The following is a 14,987-nucleotide window of genomic DNA, read 5'->3' on the forward strand; positions in this document are numbered from 1 at the left end:
GTAGGGGCGCCCAGGGGCCGGCTACTTCCGGTCGGCGAGGGCGCGCGACTGCGACGAGCGGGCCAGCTTCGGGCCCAGCCAGCGCTTGAGGCGGCGCAGGGCCTCCAGGCGGCCGGCCGCGCGGTCGAGGCGGTAGTAGAGCTGCGGCGGCACGTACGGCAGCAGCGGGGAGTGCCGCTGGCCGAGGAGCGCGAACATCTGCTCCGGGGGCAGGTCGATGTACCGCTGGATGTTCTCGTACCACTGGGCGCTGTGGCGGGCCGCGCTCTGCAGCCGCAGGAGTTCGGACTTGCGCCGCCGCTCGTACGCGGCGAGCGCGGCCCGCGTGTCCGGGTGGGCGCCGAGGGCTTCGGCCAGGCAGATGGCGTCTTCCAGGGCGAGCGTGGTGCCGGCGCCGATGGAGTAGTGCGTGGTGTGGGCGGCGTCGCCGAGCAGGACGAGGTTGCCGTGGTGCCAGGCACGGTTGGTCAGGGTGCGGAAATTGAGCCACTGGGCGGTGCCGTCGTCCTGGGCCCGGCCCAGGAGCGGGTGGCCGTCCAGGATGTCGGCGAAGAGCTTCTCCAGCAGGGCCAGCCCGTCCGCCTCGCCCAGGCGGTCCAGGCCCAGGCCGCTCAGTGTCCGCGGGGAGCACTCGATGACGCAGGTGCTCTGTTCGTCGCTGAACGGATAGGCATAGGCCCAGATCCAGCCGTGGTCGGTCTCCTGGAAGGAGAAGGTGAAGGCGTCGTAGACCTTGGTGGTGCCGAGCCAGATGTAGGCGTTGCGGCCGAGCGTGATGTCGCTGCCGAAGCGGTCGGCGTGGCGCTCGCGCACCGTGCTGTTGACTCCGTCCCCCGCGACGACGAGGTCGGCGTCCGGCAGGTCGTCGGCCGTGATCTCGTCCTCGTACTCCACGCGGACGCCGAGGGTCCGCGCCCGTTCGGCGAGCAGTTCGAGCAGGCGGCGCCGGCCGATGCCGAAGCCCTCGTCGCCGGGCTGGACCGTCGTACGGTCACGGACGTACGCCACCCCGCTGTTCCAGTTGACGGAGTTCTCGCTGATGGCGAGGGCCGTCTCGGGGTCCTTCTCGCGGAGCCTGTCCAGTAGCTCGGACCAGTAGGTGACACCCCAGCCGTAGGTCGATCCGGCCGTGTTCCGTTCATGGACGGTGATGTCGTGGGACGGGTCCTGCCGCTTCATCAGGATCGAGAAGTACAGGCTTGCGGGTCCGCCGCCGACGCACGCGATCTTCACGCACACTCCCATTTCGCTGCGCAAAGCGATCAATTGACCACGAAGAGTAGCAGTGCGCGTGCGCTCCGGATTCACGTCACTTTGCCCGCGTGACCCCGACCACGCGATCCACGTCGACACCGCAAGATCATCGGCACTACCGCCGGCTCCGGGCGGAATATCCCCCTCCACCTTCACCCGGAGTGCCGCCACAGCAAGATCATCTTTGTTCAAGCTTGCACGACATTTACTTAATTGTCCGGATCGCAGCCAACCGACTTCCTGGGATTTCTCCCGTTCCCCACTTGATCGATAGGCATGACGGGTCATCAATCCCCCCTTTCCCAGGAGGCTCCCGCATGCCCGACATCACCCGCCGCCACGCCCTCGGCGCCGCGGCCGCCCTCGCCGCGACCGTCGGCGCCCCGCTCACCGCCGCCGTCGCGGACGACCACGGCGGCCACGCCGGCCCTCATGACCCCCAGGCCTTCGACGAGGTCTACCGGGGCCGCCGGATACAGGGCCACGCGACCGACGGCGGCGGTCACCATCACGGCACCGGGTACGCCGTGTTCGTCGACGGGGCCGAGCTGCACGTGATGCGGAACGCCGACGGCAGCTGGATCAGCGTCGTCAGCCACTACTCCCCCGTGCCGACCCCGCGCGCCGCCGCCCGCGCCGCGGTCGACGAGCTCCAGGGCGCCCGTCTCGTCCCCTTCAGCTGACCCGCACCGCCACCCGCACCCGCACCCGCACCCGCACCCGCACCACAGGAAACACCGCAAGGAGCCGCAGAGCCATGACCATACGCAAGAACCAGGCGACCCTGACCGCCGACGAGAAGCGGCGTTTCGTCGACGCGCTGATCGCGCTGAAACGCTCCGGCCGCTACGACGAGTTCGTCACGACGCACAACGCGTTCATCCTCGGCGACACCGACAACGGCGAACGTACGGGCCACCGTTCGCCGTCCTTCCTGCCGTGGCACCGCAGATTCCTGCTGGAGTTCGAACGGGCCCTGCAGTCCGTGGACGCCACCGTCGCGCTGCCCTACTGGGACTGGACGGCCGACCGCACGGCGCGCTCGTCCCTGTGGGCGCCGGACTTCCTCGGCGGCACCGGGCGCAGCCGCGACGGGCGGGTGATGGACGGACCGTTCGCGGCGTCCACCGGGAACTGGCCGATCAACGTGCGCATCGACGGCCGCACCTATCTCCGGCGGTCCCTCGGCAGCGCGGTGCGGCAGTTGCCGACCCGGGCCGAGGTGGACTCCGTGCTCGCGATGTCCACGTACGACATGGCGCCCTGGAACAGTGCCTCGGACGGTTTCCGCAATCACCTGGAGGGCTGGCGCGGCGTGAACCTCCACAACCGGGTGCATGTCTGGGTGGGCGGCCAGATGGGCACCGGTGTCTCCCCCAACGACCCGGTCTTCTGGCTGCATCACGCGTTCATCGACAAGCTGTGGGCCGACTGGCAGCGCCTGCACCCGGGTTCCCCGTACCTGCCCGCCGCCGGCACGCCGAACGTGGTCGACCTGGACGAGACCATGAAGCCGTGGAACGACACGGCCCCGGCGGCACTGTTGGACCACACCGCGCACTACACGTTCGACGCGGCCTGACCACGTTGATCCACGAGAGACCTGGGTACCCGCCGCGTCGGACGCGGCCGAGGCGACTCGGACGCGACCGCGACGCAACCGATGTGAGGAGGCGAACGATGACCCAGATCGAGGAGTCCATCGAGGTCCAGGTCCCCGTGCGGACCGCCTACAACCAGTGGACGCAGTTCGAGACGTTCCCCGCGTTCATGAGCGGGGTCGAGCGGATCGAGCAGCGCTCGGACACGCTCACGCACTGGGTGACCAAGGTGGACGGCGTGCACCGGGAGTTCGACGCGGAGATCACCGAGCAGATCCCGAACGAGCGGGTCGCGTGGACGACCGTCGCCGGAGAGGCCCGGCAGGCCGGTGTCGTCACCTTCCACCACCTCTCGGAGGAGCGCACGAAGGTGATGCTGCAGATGGAGTTCCAGCCCACGGGAGCCGCCGAGAAGGTGGCCGACAAGCTGGGGGTCGTGAAGCGGCAGACCAAGGGTGACCTGGAGCGCTTCAAGAAGTTCATGGAGGAGCGCGGCCGGGAGACCGGGGAGTGGCGCGGCACCGTCGTGTGACGCCCGCACCCCTCCCGCTCCGTCCCGTCGGCGGCTACTCGGCTCCGGTCGTCGCCGCCGTACGGCACTCCGGGTGGCCCCAGCCCTGGTCGTTCTTGGCGATGGGCTCGCCGGCGGCGTAGGGGCGGCCGCACAGGCAGCGGCCGGGGAACTTCGCCTTGATGGTGCGGGACGAGGGAGACGAGGAGGACGAGGCGGCGGACGAGCCGGTACGGCCGCCGGGGCGGGCCGACTTCCCTGGTTTCTTCGCCGAGGCGCGGCGGGCCGGGACCGTGTCGGGCACGGCCGGCGGTTCCGGGGAGCCCAGCTCGGTACCGGCGGGTTCCTGGACGATGGCCGCCTGGCTCGCCGCACGGTCGGCGAAGTCGTTGAGGCGGTCGCCGTCGACCTGGTGGGCGGGGACGTAGCGGAACTCCACGGAGCGGCCGGCGAGCAACTCGTCGATCCGGACCACGAGTTCCTGGTTGGCGACCGGCTTGCCGGCGGCCGTGCGCCAGCCGTTGCGCTTCCAGCCGGGCAGCCAGGTGGTGACCGCCTTCATCGCGTACTGGGAGTCCATCCGGATCTCGATCGGCACGGCCGGGTCGGTGGCCGTCAACAGCCGCTCCAGCGCGGTGAGTTCGGCGATGTTGTTGGTGGCCCTGCCCAGCGGGCCGGCCTCCCAACGCGTAGGGATCTCATCGTCCTCGGCGACCACCCAGGCCCAGCCCGCTGGTCCGGGGTTTCCCTTGGACGCTCCGTCGCAGGCGGCCACAACACGTTCCGGCATGCGCTCGATCATGCCATGCGCGGGGGCGTGGGACCGTCCATGGGTCCCACGCCCCCGCGCATCGCCGTGTCCGCTCAGTCGACGTCCGTGAGCGCCGGCATCTCACCCTGTGTGTTGGTGACGTCGATGACCGAGAACGACGCGCCCTGCGGATCGCTGAGCGCGGCGAAGCGGCCGAAGGGGGTGTCCATCGGGCCGAAGCGCAGGACGCCGCCGAGCTTGGTGGCCTTGGCGACCGCGTCGTCGCAGTCGGGGACGGTGAAGTACACGTTGATGTACGAGGGCACCTCGGGCGGGAAGTCCTCCGGTGTCATCTTCATCCGGCCGAGGAGCGGGTTCTGCCCCAGGTCGAAGACCCGGAAGTCCATGTGCGGGTTGTCCGGGTCGTCCATCTGCTTGGTGCGGAACGAGAAGACGGCCGGGAAGAACGCGTCCGACTTCTCGGGCTCGCGGGTGAAGATCTCGGCCCACACGTACGCGCCGGGCACGCCCATGGCCTCGAAGCCCTCGTGGACGCCGGCCTGCCAGCCGCCGAAGACGACGCCGTCCGGGGAGCGGGCCAGCAGCATGGAGCCGAACTCGCCGACCCGCATCGGTTCCATCAGCACTTCGCCGCCGTTGTCGCGGATCCTGGCCGCGGTGGCGTTCACGTCGGACGAGGCGAAGTACAGGCACCAGGCGGACTGGCCCTCCTGCCCGGGCATCGGCGGGACGACGGCGGCCACCGCCTTGCCGTCCGCGTACGCCTGCGTGTAGTTGCCGTACTCGGAGGACGACTCCCCGAACGTCCAGCCCAGTACGTCGCCGTAGAAACGCTTCGCCCCCTCGACATCACTGAACATCGCGTCGACCCAACAGGGCGCTCCCTCGGGATGTGCGGCCATGGCTGCCACTCTCCTCGGTTCTCCAGGCGGATTCCCCGGATCTCACGCTAGCCAGGACCGGTCCCGGACGCGCGCCGAAGGGGACGAACCGTGTGAAACCGGCACGGGATCCATGGGACGGGACCGCGGCTGTGCGTCGTCTGATAATTTCAGCGACGCTCGCACTCCCGTTCGCCTCGATTCGTGAGGTGCCTCCATGTCCGGCCGACCGTTCAGACGTACGGCGCTGCCGTGCGTCCGGGGCCGGTCGGCGCGCCTGATGCTCGTGGTCTCGTCGGCCCTGGCCACGTTCCTGTTGTTCTGCGCGGGATCGCCTCCCGGTGAGGCTCCGGCGCAGCGTCCGCATGCGGTGTCGGCGGGGCCGGTGCAGGAGCGGTCGGTCGCCGCGCGGGCGAGCCAGGTGGAGCGCGACCCCTGTGAGCACGGTCCCGGTGAGCACGACTGCCACTCCCCCGACCCGGCCGCGGTGCTCGGCCAGGTGCCGTTGCCCGGCGCGGACCACACCGCCGCACCCTGGCCGCCCGCGCCCGCATCGGCCCCGGTCGCGCCCGCCGGATCCCTGGAGCCGGGGCGGGCCCGCCCTCCCGATCTCCACGAACTGCAGTTGCTCCGCGTCTAGGCCGGCCACCGGCCCCCGTACGACAGACCCCAGACGACTCGCAGGACCGCCGTGCCCGTGCGCGCACGGCAGGGAGAAGAAGGACGATCCCCATGGCTTCATCCAAGTCGAAGGCCAAGAACAGCGGACCGACGGGCAGGAGCAACAGCCCGAAGGCCAGGGAGGCGGCGCGGCGCGCCCGCGTCGAGGAGATCCGCAAGGCGGAGCAGGCCCGTGAGCGGCGCATGCGTGTGCTCACACTCGGCGTCACCACCGCGATCCTCGTAGGGCTCGTCGGCGGCGGCTGGTTTCTGATCGACTCCGCCCAGGAGAAGGAGGAGGCGAAGGCCGCGCCGGTCGACGGCGTGAAGAGCTGGTCGAAGCTCACCCAGAACCACGTCTCCGAGCCCGTCGACTACAAGATGAGCCCGCCCGTGGGCGGCGACCACAACCAGGTGTGGGTCAACTGCGACAAGCAGGTGTACACCAAGGCCCTGCCGAACGAGAACGCCGTGCACGCGCTGGAGCACGGCGCCGTCTGGATCACGTACAACGACAAGGCGGCCAAGGCGGACGTCACGTCGCTGACCGGGCTCGTCAACAAGACGACGTACACCTTCATGAGCCCTTACGAGGACCAGTCCTCGCCCATCGTGCTGAGCGCGTGGGAGCACCAGTTGAAGGTGGACAAGGCGTCCGACCCGCGGGTGCAGAAGTTCCTCGACAAGTACGTGCAGGGCGAGCAGACACCGGAGCCGGGTGCCGCGTGCACCGGCGGTATGACTCCGTGAGCTGACCGGTGGGGGCGTCCGGCAGGACCGGGCGCCCCTCGTGGCCGAGACGGGTCTTCCGCCTTGTCCCGGGCTGTGCTTGCCTGGGGAACCGTTTCGATGGCCGGGGCTGGAGTCGCCGTATGCGCAAGCCGTGGATCGTGGGAGTGGCGGGGGCGGTGCTCGCCGCGCTGCTGCTCGGCGCGTGCGGGGATCCGCAGTCCGCGCCGGAGGAGGCCCCGCCGTCGGTCGCGGGGCCGGACGCGTCACCGACCACGCGTCAGCGGGCCGCCACGGCTGCCCCCGACGCCGAGACCGACGCCGACGCGGCGAAGGCGGCGAAGGCGCCCAAGGTGCTCTATCTCGGGGACTCGCTCGCCATGGAGAACCAGACGGTCCTCGGCACGTTCCTGAAGGACGACCTCGGCGCCCGTTACACGAGCGCCCCCTACTCGGGCACCACTCTGTGCGACTACTTGGAGGGCACCGCCGACCGGTCGCTCGTCCCGACGAAGGACAAGGCGGCCGCGCTGGTACGGCGGCTGAGCCCGGACTACGTCGTGCTGCAGTTCTGGGGCAACGCCTGGGACTACACGCCCTGCATGGACGGCATCACCTACGGCAAGGCCCGCACCAAGTACTTCCAGCGGTACACGGCGGCCGCCGAGCAGCTCACCGACCAGATCGCGAACGCGGGCGGCGCGCACCGGCCGACGATCGTGTGGGTACTGCAGGGCCCGGACCCGATCACCCCGGACCGGGTCCGGCGGGTGAACGCCCTGTACGAGAAGCAGGCCAAGGCCTCCGGTGACATGGTCGCCGACGCGGGCAGGGCCGTGAGCCCGGCCGCCGACCGCTACACCTGGACCCAGTACCTGCCGTGCACCCCGTACGAACGTGAGCACGACGGCTACTGCACCCAGCCGGGCCGGGCCCGCACCGCCCTCCACCACGACGAGGACTACCTCCACTTCTGCCTGGCCCCCACCACCTCCAAGCCGAAGCCGTGCCCGGTGCTGTCCCCCGGCATCACCCGGATGGCCAGGGAGATCACCCGGGCGATCGCCGACGCGCGTTCCTAGACCCGCTGGGACGTGGGCTCGTCGTCCCCCGCGCCGGTCGTCTCCTCCCCCTGCTTCTCCTGCTTCTCCTGCTTCTCCTGCTTCCTCGACGCCCACAGGCTCGTCGCGGTCGTCACGGCGAGGACCAGGACGATGAAGCCGAGGGAGAAGGGGATGGAGATCTCCGGGACGTGGACGCCGGACTCGTGCAGGGCGTGGAGGACGAGTTTGACGCCGATGAAGCCGAGGATGATCGACAGGCCGTAGGAGAGGTGGACGAGCTTCTTCAGGAGGCCGCCGATGAGGAAGTACAACTGGCGCAGGCCCATCAGGGCGAAGGCGTTGGCGGTGAAGACGATGTACGGGTCCTGGGTGAGGCCGTAGATCGCGGGGATGGAGTCGAGGGCGAAGAGGACGTCGGTGGAGCCGATCGCGAGCATCACGACGAGCATCGGCGTCATGACGCGCTTGCCGTTCTCCTCGATCCACAGCTTGGTGCCGTGGTACCGGTCGGCCACTCCGAAGCGTTTCTCCACGGCCTGAAGGAGCTTGTTCTCCTCGTACTCCTCCTCGTGGCTGTCCTTGCGGGCGTCCTCCACCAGCTTCCAGGCGGTGTAGATCAGGAACGCGCCGAAGATGTAGAAGACCCAGGAGAAGCTGGAGATGATCGCCGCACCGGCGGCGATGAAGATCGCGCGGAGCACCAGTGCCATGAGGACGCCCACCATCAGGACACGCTGCTGGTACTGCGAAGGCACGGCGAACTTCGCCATGATCAGGACGAAGACGAAGAGGTTGTCGACGCTCAGGGACTTCTCGGTGATGAAGCCCGCGAAGAACTCTCCCGCGGGCTTGCCCCCGCCGACGGCCAGCACACCCAGACCGAACGCGATCGCCAGGGCGATCCAGACGGCCGACCAGATGCCGGCCTCCTTGATCGACACATCGTGGGGTTTGCGGCCGATGAAGAAGTCGACGGCGACCAGCACGCCCAGGGCCACGATGGTGAGCAGCCAGGCGGTGAGGGAGACGTTCACTGTTCCTCCGGGTAACAGGCGGTGCACGGGAAAGCCTCACCGGCGCCCGTCACGACCGCTACCCGGCCCAGGTAAAGATTGGCCGAAAACCCGGCATGCCCCCTGGTGAGGGGCCCCGTCACGGGGACCGCCCACCAGGGTGAGGGGTGCTTCCGCAGTCGGCTACTCGCCCGCGTACGCCTTCTGCAGGGCGGCGAGGTCGAGCTTGCCCATCGACATCATCGCCGCCGTCGCGCGGGACGCCTTCCGCGGGTCGGAGTCGCTGATCATCTCGATGAGCGCGGTGGGCACGACCTGCCAGGACACCCCGAACCTGTCCTTGAGCCAGCCGCACGGGCCGGGCTCGCCGCCCTCGGTCAGGCTCTTCCAGTAGTAGTCGATCTCGTCCTGGTCGTCGCAGAGGATCTGGAAGGAGATGGCCTCGGTGAACTTGAACTCCGGGCCGCCGTTCAGGGCGACGAACGTCTGGCCGTTGGCCACGAACTCCACGGTGAGCACGGAGCCGGCCGGCCGGGGCGCGCCCTCGCCGTAGTGGGTGACCCGGCCGAGCCGGGAGTTCTTGAAGACCGAGACGTAGTGGGCGGCCGCCTCCTCGGCCTGGCCGTCGAACCACAGGCAGGTGTTGAATCCGTCGCTGGACATGTGCGCCTCCTCCGGCGGGGTGTGTCGTCGTCTGTGTCGACCGATCCTGGTCCGGAAACTTATCGGTGGCTCGGGCAAGTGATGCGGAGGATGGGGCGGGCCGTGGGCGCTCTGCTGTCGGCGAATCTGCCGTGGGCAGAGAAAGGCCAGGTGAGGGGCGGTTCCCGGGGAGAGTTGAGGCAGCGGCCACCGCGGTCGCGTCCATCCAGAGGGAGGAACCGTGGCTCCACTGATCACCGGCCGGGCCCCGACGCTCGCCCCACGCGGCGAGGAGGGCGACACTCCGCCGTCGCGCTTCGACGACCACCTCGCCGCGCAACTCCTCGCACAACGGATCGTCCTCCTCGGCACCCAGGTCGACGAGGTCTCCGCGAACCGGGTCTGCGCCCAGTTGCTGGTGCTGTCGGCGGAGGACCCGCGCACCGACATCAGCCTCTACATCAACAGCCCGGGCGGCTCGGTGACCGCGGGTCTCGCCATCTACGACACGATGCGGCTGATCCCGAACGACGTGTCCACGCTGGCGATGGGCTTCGCGGCGAGCATGGGTCAGTTCCTGCTGAGCGTGGGTACACACGGCAAGCGGTTCGCGCTGCCCAACGCGCGGATCATGATGCATCAGCCGTCGGCGGGCATCGGCGGCACCACCGCCGACATCGAGATCCAGGCGGAGAACCTGGAGTTCACCAAGCGGACCATCGAGCGGATCACCGCGGAGCACACCGGCCAGAGCGAGGAGACGATCTCCCGGGACGGCGACCGCGACCGCTGGTTCACGGCCGAACAGGCCAGGGAGTACGGGATGGTGGACCGGGTCGTCGAGTCGCTCGACGACGTACGGCCGGCCTCCTCACGCCGACGGATGGGGCTTCAGTGATGGGGACGTACACGATTCCGAACGTGGTCGAGCGGACCCCGCAGGGCGAGCGGTCGTACGACGTGTTCAGCCGGCTGCTGTCCGAGCGGATCATCTTCCTCGGCACGGAGATCGACGACGGGGTGGCGAACGTCGTCATCGCGCAGCTGCTCCATCTGGAGTCGTCGGCACCGGAGAGCGAGATCGCGATCTACATCAACTCGCCCGGGGGATCCTTCACTTCGCTGATGGCGATCTACGACACGATGTCGTACGTGCGGGCGCCGATCTCGACGTTCTGCGTGGGGCAGGCGGCCTCGACGGCTGCGGTGCTGCTGGCGGGCGGGGACCCGGGGCGGCGGTTCGTGCTGGAGCACGCGCGGGTGCTGCTCGGGCAGCCGGCGAGTGGCGGCCGCCAGGGGACGGTCTCCGATCTCTCCCTCCAGGCCAAGGAGATGGTGCGGATCCGGGCGCAGGTGGAGGGGGTGCTCGCGCGGCATACGCGGCGCGATGTGGTGGATCTGCGGGCCGACATGGATCGGGACAAGGTGTTCACGGCGGAAGAGGCGGTGGCGTACGGGCTGGCGGACGAGGTGTTGAACCGGCGGTTGGTGGAAGTCTGAGCAGCGCGGTTCCCCGCGCCCCCGAGGGGCGCGGGGAGTGAGCGTCAGGCCACGAGGCACAGTCCGTTGTAGGGAACGTTGGTCGCCGAGCGGGTGGCGTGGCGGGTCAGTTCCGTCTGAGCCAGGGACAGGAGGTCGCCCAGGCCCAGCCCCAGAGCCTGGGCGGCTGCCGCGAGGACTTCCGACGAGGCCTCCTTGCGGCCCCGCTCCACCTCGGAGAGGTACGGCATCGAGATGCGGGCCTCGTCGGCGACGTCCTTCAGTGTGCGTTCCTGGGCGAGCCGTTCGCGGCGGAGGACGTCGCCGACGAGATCGCGCCAGAGGGGTTCCTTGGCGGGTGGGCCGGCCGGGCGGGCCGTCGCCGGGCGCAGGGGGATGACTCGGGCTTCGTTCGACGGTTGTTGGCTCACCTCTTCAGCCTAGGAACTGCGGGCGCGAGGGGAAGAGGGCCGCGTTCCGCCCTCAGAAAAATCCCTCGGGGCAAGCAGGTCCGGGGCCCTCACTCGCCGATGCGGCCGTCGATGCGTTCGCGCAGGAAGTCGGCATGGCCGTTGTGGCGGGCGTACTCCTCGATCATGTGGACCAGGACCTCGCGCAGGGCGATGGGCTCGCCGTCGTGGCGGCCGGTGACGGCGAGATCGGGGGCCGCGGCCACGAACCGCTCGGCGAAGTCGACCTCGGAGCGCCAGGTCTTCCAGGCCTCGGCGACGGCCTCGGGGTCGGCCACGGCGTCGTTGAAGTCCCCGTCGGGGTCGTCGCCGGCGCGGTAGTGACGCGGTGCCGGCTCGCCCGCCAACGCCTCGCGGAACCAGTACTGTTCCACGCCGGCCAGATGGCGTACGAGCCCGAGCAGCGACATGTTCGACGGCGGCACCGAGCGGCGGGCCAGGGCCTCGGCGTCGAGCCCCGCGCACTTCAGCTCCAGGGTCAGCCGCTGGTTGCGCAGATACCCGACCAGCGTGGCCCGCTCCCCCTCGAACCCTCCTTCCCCGCGCGGGTCGCCCTCGGGGCCGACGAACCGGTCGCCCCACCCGGGCTGCCTCTCCGGCAGAGCTTGTTCGTCGGGCCGCGTCTCACGATGGTCAGTCATGCGCAGGAGCATCGGCTGTCACGGCGACGGTCCGCCACTGCTTTTCACACCCCGCACCACTGTCCTCGCTCTTCGGGGTCTTCCTCGTGGGCACAAACGCTCTCGCGACACGGTCCGTCGGCGTCCGTGAACTCCCGTACAACCGTTCCTGTGGACTGAGCAGAAGTGACTCCGCTCAACCGCACGCCCCGAACGGTCTTGGGCGTACTGGTCCCCGGCGTACTCAGCCCTGGGGCAGCGACACGGATCCTGTCCGTGGTCCGGGCCCATCATGTCTGGGTGCTCTCGGCGGGCGCGGGCGGTATCACGGCATCGGGGTCGTGGACGTACAACGGCGCTTCGCTCGGGGCGCCCTACGTGGACGCGCGGTTCGGGTCGGCGATCGACGAGTGAGGCGCCCGGGCTCGGGCCCCTTCGGGGTCAGGAGCCCGGGGTGATCGACTCCGGAGTGCCGTGGAGGGACGCCGACTCGTTCGTCGTGGTGTCGTCCGGCGGCGAGTCGGCCGTCTCGGGGCTCTCCCGCTCGGGCTCGGAGGTCTTCGTCTCCGTCGGGGCGGAGGTCGACGGTGTCACCGAGGACGACGAAGGGCACGGGCTGCCGCCCTTGTCGGCGTCCGTGGCTCCGCCCGGAGTCGAAGGACACGGCTCGGGCGACTCGGAGGGCGGTTCCTCGGAGAACGACGTCGACGCCGACGGGGAGGGCTGGTTGACGGGCGGGGTGGTCTTCTTGTCCTTCCCGCCCGTGTCGCCCCTCGGCCGGGTGAACCAGTCGTCGCGTTCGGGGTCGTAGAGGACGAACACGTTGATGATCACCGTCGAGCGCTCGACGACCACCACGTTCTGCGGCCGGTACGACGGCCAGGAGTCCCCCTTCGGCTCGGGTGTCGTCTTCAGGGCGACCGGCGGCTTCAGCGGGTTGCCGCAGGCGCAGCGCACCCGGGGCACGCCCCGGTCGTCGACGAGGACGGCGGTGCCGGCCTGGAGGACGGCCTGGTAGCTGGTGGCGGCGCCGTCGCGGTAGCCGTGGTTGGTGACCCGGGTGTCCATGCGCAGCTGCACCGGGGTGAGCGAGCGGAGATAGGCGGGCACGTCGGAGGACTCGACGCCGACGACGGAGGCGAACGCGTCGTTCTTGGCGGGGTTCGCCCGGAGCACCGTGACCTGCTTCTCCACGTCGCAGCTGGAGACGTTGCGGGTGCCGCCGTAAAGACCGGGGGCCGAACCGTCCACGGCCCGCGTCACGTTGTCGGGTTCCGAACTGCTCGGGGTCGCCGTGGGCGTCTCGGGCGGGGTGGAGCTGTCCTTCGCCGTCGACTCGGTGAACGGGTCGGGGCCGGACTTTCCGGCGGCCTGGAGGAAGACCTCGCCGTCGGCCGAGCCGCCCGAGTCGTCGGACCGGGTGAGGACGACGATCAGGACCACGGCGACGACGGCCGCGGTGACCATGAGGGCGATACGGGGAGCCGACCGCCACCACGGGTGGCCGGGGCCTCCGGGTCCCTGCCCGGCATCACGGGAGCCTCCGCCGGGCCCACCTGGCCCACCTGGCCCACCTGGGCCTCCTCCCGCCCCGCCGGTGCCGCCCGGGCCCGAGGCGTCGCTCGGCGGTTCCGGGGGCACCTGGCCGCTCGGCCGCGTCGGATCGGGCGGGGTGGGGCTGGGCTGCGACGGCCCGGACAGGGGACCGGAGGGCGGTCCTGTCGGGCGGCCGGAGGACGGTTGTTCGGCGCTCACGGGTCTTCTCCCGCCGTAGGGATTCTGCGGCGATTCACCAGCTTGATGATGTTTTCCGCCACAACAGGCCCATTGTGTGCTCTGGTCCCGTGCCGTCCGCAAGCCGAAGGCCCCGGCCCGCGGGCCCCGCCCGCGGGCCGGGAGAGCTCGACGCGCGCAGTGCCTCCGCCGTGCTTAGCGTGGCAAGAGTGAGTCCTCAGACCCTGCGTCCACGGCAGACCGCGGCACCCGAGCGGCCGGTCGCCCGCCACGGCTGGCTCCAGGCCCTCGGAACCGTGCTGGCCGGGCTGATCGCGATGATCGTGACGGCGTGCCTCGGTCTCTGGGCGGCGGGCGCGGCGGACCTCCCGGACGGCGCCTTCCCCCGGGTCGTCGCGGCCACCGTCGTGACGGCGGTCGGGGGCACCATCGAGCTCTCCGGCGGCGCCGGGTCCATCGCCGAGACCCAGGCGGGCCTGACCGTGATCCCCCTGTCGGTGACCCTCGTCGGCGCGCTGGTGATCGCCGCCGGGTTCCTGCGGCCCCTGCGCCACCGGGCGGTCGCGGGGGCGACCGAACTCGCGGGCTGGGCCGCCCGCATCGCCGTCCTGTGGCTCGCGGCGCTCATCAGCCTCGCGCTCGCGGCCCGGCAGACCTTCGACATCCCTCTCGGGGACGTGGGCGACTTCTTCGGGACCTCCGCCGACGTGGGGTTCGAGACGGCCATGGCGCCGACCGTGTTCTTCGGGCTGCTCTGGCTCGCCGGGGTCCTGGTCCTGGCACTGCTGGTGTCGCGTGGGGCGCCGCTTCCGGCGCGGCTGCTGCGGTTCCAGGAGTCGGTGCGCCCGGCCGCGTACGCGATGGTCGGGCTGCTGCTCGCGTACGTCGGTCTCGGGCTGGTGATCGCGGTGGTGGTGGCGCTGACCCGCGGGCATGCCGCCGAGACGGCCGCGGTGATCCTGCTGGGCCTGCCGAACGTGGTGTGGCTGGTCTTCACGATCGGTCTGGGCGCCACCTGGGACAGCCAGGTCGAGGGGCCGTTCGGGCTGCCGATGCCGAAGATCCTGGACGAGGTCGTGCGCGGGCCCGACGTGTCGACCCTGAACCTGGGCTCGCTCGCCGAGTACGACGGCCGGGTGTGGTGGCTGGTGGTCGTGGACGCCGTGCTGCTGATCGTCGCCGCGTTCGTGCTGGCGGCGCGCTCCCCGGCCCGGGTACGGCTGTGGCAGCACGCGGTGCACATGGCGGCCGCCCTGGTGCTCACCGTCCTGATGATCTGCCTCGTGGCCCGGATCTCCGCACACTACGGGCTGTCGGTCATCGGTATCGGCGACCTCGGCGGCGACCTGGGCGGTGAGCTGTTCCTGCGGCCCCGCCTGTGGTCCGCGCTGGGGCTCGCCGTGCTGTGGGGGCTCGTGACCGGGTTCGTGGGCGGGGTGCTGGCGAGAGGGGTGCGGCGGCGGGGTGCGGTCGACGCGGACGCCGACCGCCGGTAGGTGATGACCGGTTCACCTCGCGAGCGATGACGCCTGAGCCGCGCGGGCGTCGCCGATGAGA

The 14,987-nt window shown here is 70.5% G+C and carries 18 protein-coding genes; 10 read left to right on the forward strand and 8 right to left on the reverse strand.

Going from position 1 to position 14,987, the window contains the following annotated elements; translation table 11 throughout:
• Window positions 1-21: 21 nt before the first annotated feature.
• A complete protein-coding gene (locus OG272_RS01930) occupies window positions 22-1,233 on the reverse strand; it encodes an FAD-dependent monooxygenase (protein ID WP_326573575.1) in 1,212 nt (403 codons plus the stop codon).
• A 338-nt stretch (window positions 1,234-1,571) separates the two neighbouring features.
• On the opposite strand from OG272_RS01930, the gene OG272_RS01935 reads away from it, so the two are divergent.
• The 3 genes from OG272_RS01935 to OG272_RS01945 all read left to right on the forward strand — a co-directional run bounded on the left by OG272_RS01935 (window position 1,572) and on the right by OG272_RS01945 (window position 3,387).
• A complete protein-coding gene (locus OG272_RS01935; protein ID WP_326573577.1) occupies window positions 1,572-1,937 on the forward strand; it encodes an apotyrosinase chaperone MelC1 in 366 nt (121 codons plus the stop codon).
• Between the two features lie 74 nt (window positions 1,938-2,011).
• Complete coding sequence (locus OG272_RS01940) at window positions 2,012-2,836, forward strand: tyrosinase MelC2 (protein ID WP_328505281.1); 825 nt, start codon at window positions 2,012-2,014, stop codon at window positions 2,834-2,836.
• Between the two features lie 98 nt (window positions 2,837-2,934).
• Window positions 2,935-3,387: an SRPBCC family protein gene (locus OG272_RS01945; RefSeq protein ID WP_327731783.1), complete on the forward strand. Its 453-nt coding sequence runs from the start codon at window positions 2,935-2,937 to the stop codon at window positions 3,385-3,387.
• 34 nt (window positions 3,388-3,421) lie between these two features.
• On the opposite strand, the gene OG272_RS01950 is transcribed toward OG272_RS01945, so the two are convergent.
• On the reverse strand, window positions 3,422-4,168 hold the full coding sequence (locus OG272_RS01950; RefSeq protein WP_327731782.1) for a ribonuclease H: 747 nt from the start codon (window positions 4,166-4,168) through the stop codon (window positions 3,422-3,424).
• Window positions 4,169-4,230: 62 nt separating this feature from the next.
• Entirely contained in the window at window positions 4,231-5,040 is an 810-nt protein-coding gene (locus tag OG272_RS01955) for a VOC family protein (protein ID WP_326573585.1), read from the reverse strand.
• A gap of 196 nt (window positions 5,041-5,236) precedes the next feature.
• On the opposite strand from OG272_RS01955, the gene OG272_RS01960 reads away from it, so the two are divergent.
• The 3 genes from OG272_RS01960 to OG272_RS01970 all read left to right on the forward strand — a co-directional run bounded on the left by OG272_RS01960 (window position 5,237) and on the right by OG272_RS01970 (window position 7,490).
• The gene (locus OG272_RS01960) at window positions 5,237-5,659 is read left to right on the forward strand and encodes a DUF6153 family protein (RefSeq protein ID WP_326573587.1); all 423 of its coding nucleotides are present in this window, start codon (window positions 5,237-5,239) and stop codon (window positions 5,657-5,659) included.
• Between the two features lie 92 nt (window positions 5,660-5,751).
• Window positions 5,752-6,429 (forward strand): DUF3105 domain-containing protein, encoded by a 678-nt coding sequence (locus OG272_RS01965; RefSeq protein ID WP_327731780.1) that lies wholly within the window; start codon window positions 5,752-5,754, stop codon window positions 6,427-6,429.
• Window positions 6,430-6,551: 122 nt separating this feature from the next.
• The gene (locus OG272_RS01970; RefSeq protein WP_327731779.1) at window positions 6,552-7,490 is read left to right on the forward strand and encodes an SGNH/GDSL hydrolase family protein; all 939 of its coding nucleotides are present in this window, start codon (window positions 6,552-6,554) and stop codon (window positions 7,488-7,490) included.
• Here the strand turns inward: OG272_RS01970 and OG272_RS01975 are convergent.
• The gene (locus tag OG272_RS01975; RefSeq protein ID WP_327731778.1) at window positions 7,487-8,506 is read right to left on the reverse strand and encodes a TerC family protein; all 1,020 of its coding nucleotides are present in this window, start codon (window positions 8,504-8,506) and stop codon (window positions 7,487-7,489) included. The genes OG272_RS01970 and OG272_RS01975 overlap by 4 nt on opposite strands.
• A gap of 162 nt (window positions 8,507-8,668) precedes the next feature.
• Entirely contained in the window at window positions 8,669-9,148 is a 480-nt protein-coding gene (locus OG272_RS01980) for a VOC family protein (RefSeq protein WP_327731777.1), read from the reverse strand.
• A gap of 220 nt (window positions 9,149-9,368) precedes the next feature.
• On the opposite strand from OG272_RS01980, the gene OG272_RS01985 reads away from it, so the two are divergent.
• Entirely contained in the window at window positions 9,369-10,025 is a 657-nt protein-coding gene (locus OG272_RS01985; protein WP_327731775.1) for an ATP-dependent Clp protease proteolytic subunit, read from the forward strand.
• Window positions 10,025-10,627 (forward strand): ATP-dependent Clp protease proteolytic subunit, encoded by a 603-nt coding sequence (locus tag OG272_RS01990; RefSeq protein ID WP_326573597.1) that lies wholly within the window; start codon window positions 10,025-10,027, stop codon window positions 10,625-10,627. Before OG272_RS01985 ends, OG272_RS01990 begins: the two co-directional genes overlap by 1 nt.
• A 44-nt stretch (window positions 10,628-10,671) precedes the next feature.
• Here the strand turns inward: OG272_RS01990 and OG272_RS01995 are convergent, their stop codons facing one another.
• Together OG272_RS01995 and OG272_RS02000 are read right to left on the reverse strand one after the other, a co-directional pair.
• A complete protein-coding gene (locus OG272_RS01995) occupies window positions 10,672-11,037 on the reverse strand; it encodes a helix-turn-helix transcriptional regulator (RefSeq protein WP_327731773.1) in 366 nt (121 codons plus the stop codon).
• 89 nt (window positions 11,038-11,126) lie between these two features.
• Window positions 11,127-11,717, reverse strand: a complete 591-nt coding sequence (locus OG272_RS02000; protein ID WP_327731771.1) for a DinB family protein — start codon at window positions 11,715-11,717, stop codon at window positions 11,127-11,129.
• 255 nt (window positions 11,718-11,972) lie between these two features.
• On the opposite strand from OG272_RS02000, the gene OG272_RS02005 reads away from it, so the two are divergent.
• Window positions 11,973-12,110, forward strand: a complete 138-nt coding sequence (locus tag OG272_RS02005; protein ID WP_326585984.1) for a hypothetical protein — start codon at window positions 11,973-11,975, stop codon at window positions 12,108-12,110.
• A gap of 27 nt (window positions 12,111-12,137) precedes the next feature.
• On the opposite strand, the gene OG272_RS02010 is transcribed toward OG272_RS02005, so the two are convergent.
• Complete coding sequence (locus OG272_RS02010; protein WP_327731768.1) at window positions 12,138-13,451, reverse strand: DUF6777 domain-containing protein; 1,314 nt, start codon at window positions 13,449-13,451, stop codon at window positions 12,138-12,140.
• Window positions 13,452-13,639: 188 nt separating this feature from the next.
• Here OG272_RS02010 and OG272_RS02015 point away from each other — a divergent pair, with 188 nt between their 5' ends.
• Window positions 13,640-14,926, forward strand: a complete 1,287-nt coding sequence (locus OG272_RS02015) for a streptophobe family protein (protein ID WP_327731767.1) — start codon at window positions 13,640-13,642, stop codon at window positions 14,924-14,926.
• Window positions 14,927-14,987: the final 61 nt, after the last annotated feature.

Origin of the sequence: Streptomyces sp. NBC_00104 (genome assembly GCF_045160825.1) — a bacterium.
In the GTDB taxonomy this organism is placed as follows: Bacteria; Actinomycetota; Actinomycetes; order Streptomycetales; family Streptomycetaceae; genus Streptomyces.

Coding starts and splice junctions, on each gene's coding strand:
- OG272_RS01935 (WP_326573577.1), top strand. CDS start 1,572: ATGCCCGACATCACCCGCCGCCACGCCCTCGGCGCCGCGGCCGCCCTC.
- OG272_RS01940 (WP_328505281.1), top strand. CDS start 2,012: ATGACCATACGCAAGAACCAGGCGACCCTGACCGCCGACGAGAAGCGG.
- OG272_RS01945 (WP_327731783.1), top strand. CDS start 2,935: ATGACCCAGATCGAGGAGTCCATCGAGGTCCAGGTCCCCGTGCGGACC.
- OG272_RS01950 (WP_327731782.1), bottom strand. CDS start 4,168: ATGATCGAGCGCATGCCGGAACGTGTTGTGGCCGCCTGCGACGGAGCG.
- OG272_RS01955 (WP_326573585.1), bottom strand. CDS start 5,040: ATGGCCGCACATCCCGAGGGAGCGCCCTGTTGGGTCGACGCGATGTTC.
- OG272_RS01960 (WP_326573587.1), top strand. CDS start 5,237: ATGTCCGGCCGACCGTTCAGACGTACGGCGCTGCCGTGCGTCCGGGGC.
- OG272_RS01965 (WP_327731780.1), top strand. CDS start 5,752: ATGGCTTCATCCAAGTCGAAGGCCAAGAACAGCGGACCGACGGGCAGG.
- OG272_RS01970 (WP_327731779.1), top strand. CDS start 6,552: ATGCGCAAGCCGTGGATCGTGGGAGTGGCGGGGGCGGTGCTCGCCGCG.
- OG272_RS01980 (WP_327731777.1), bottom strand. CDS start 9,148: ATGTCCAGCGACGGATTCAACACCTGCCTGTGGTTCGACGGCCAGGCC.
- OG272_RS01990 (WP_326573597.1), top strand. CDS start 10,025: ATGGGGACGTACACGATTCCGAACGTGGTCGAGCGGACCCCGCAGGGC.
- OG272_RS02000 (WP_327731771.1), bottom strand. CDS start 11,717: ATGACTGACCATCGTGAGACGCGGCCCGACGAACAAGCTCTGCCGGAG.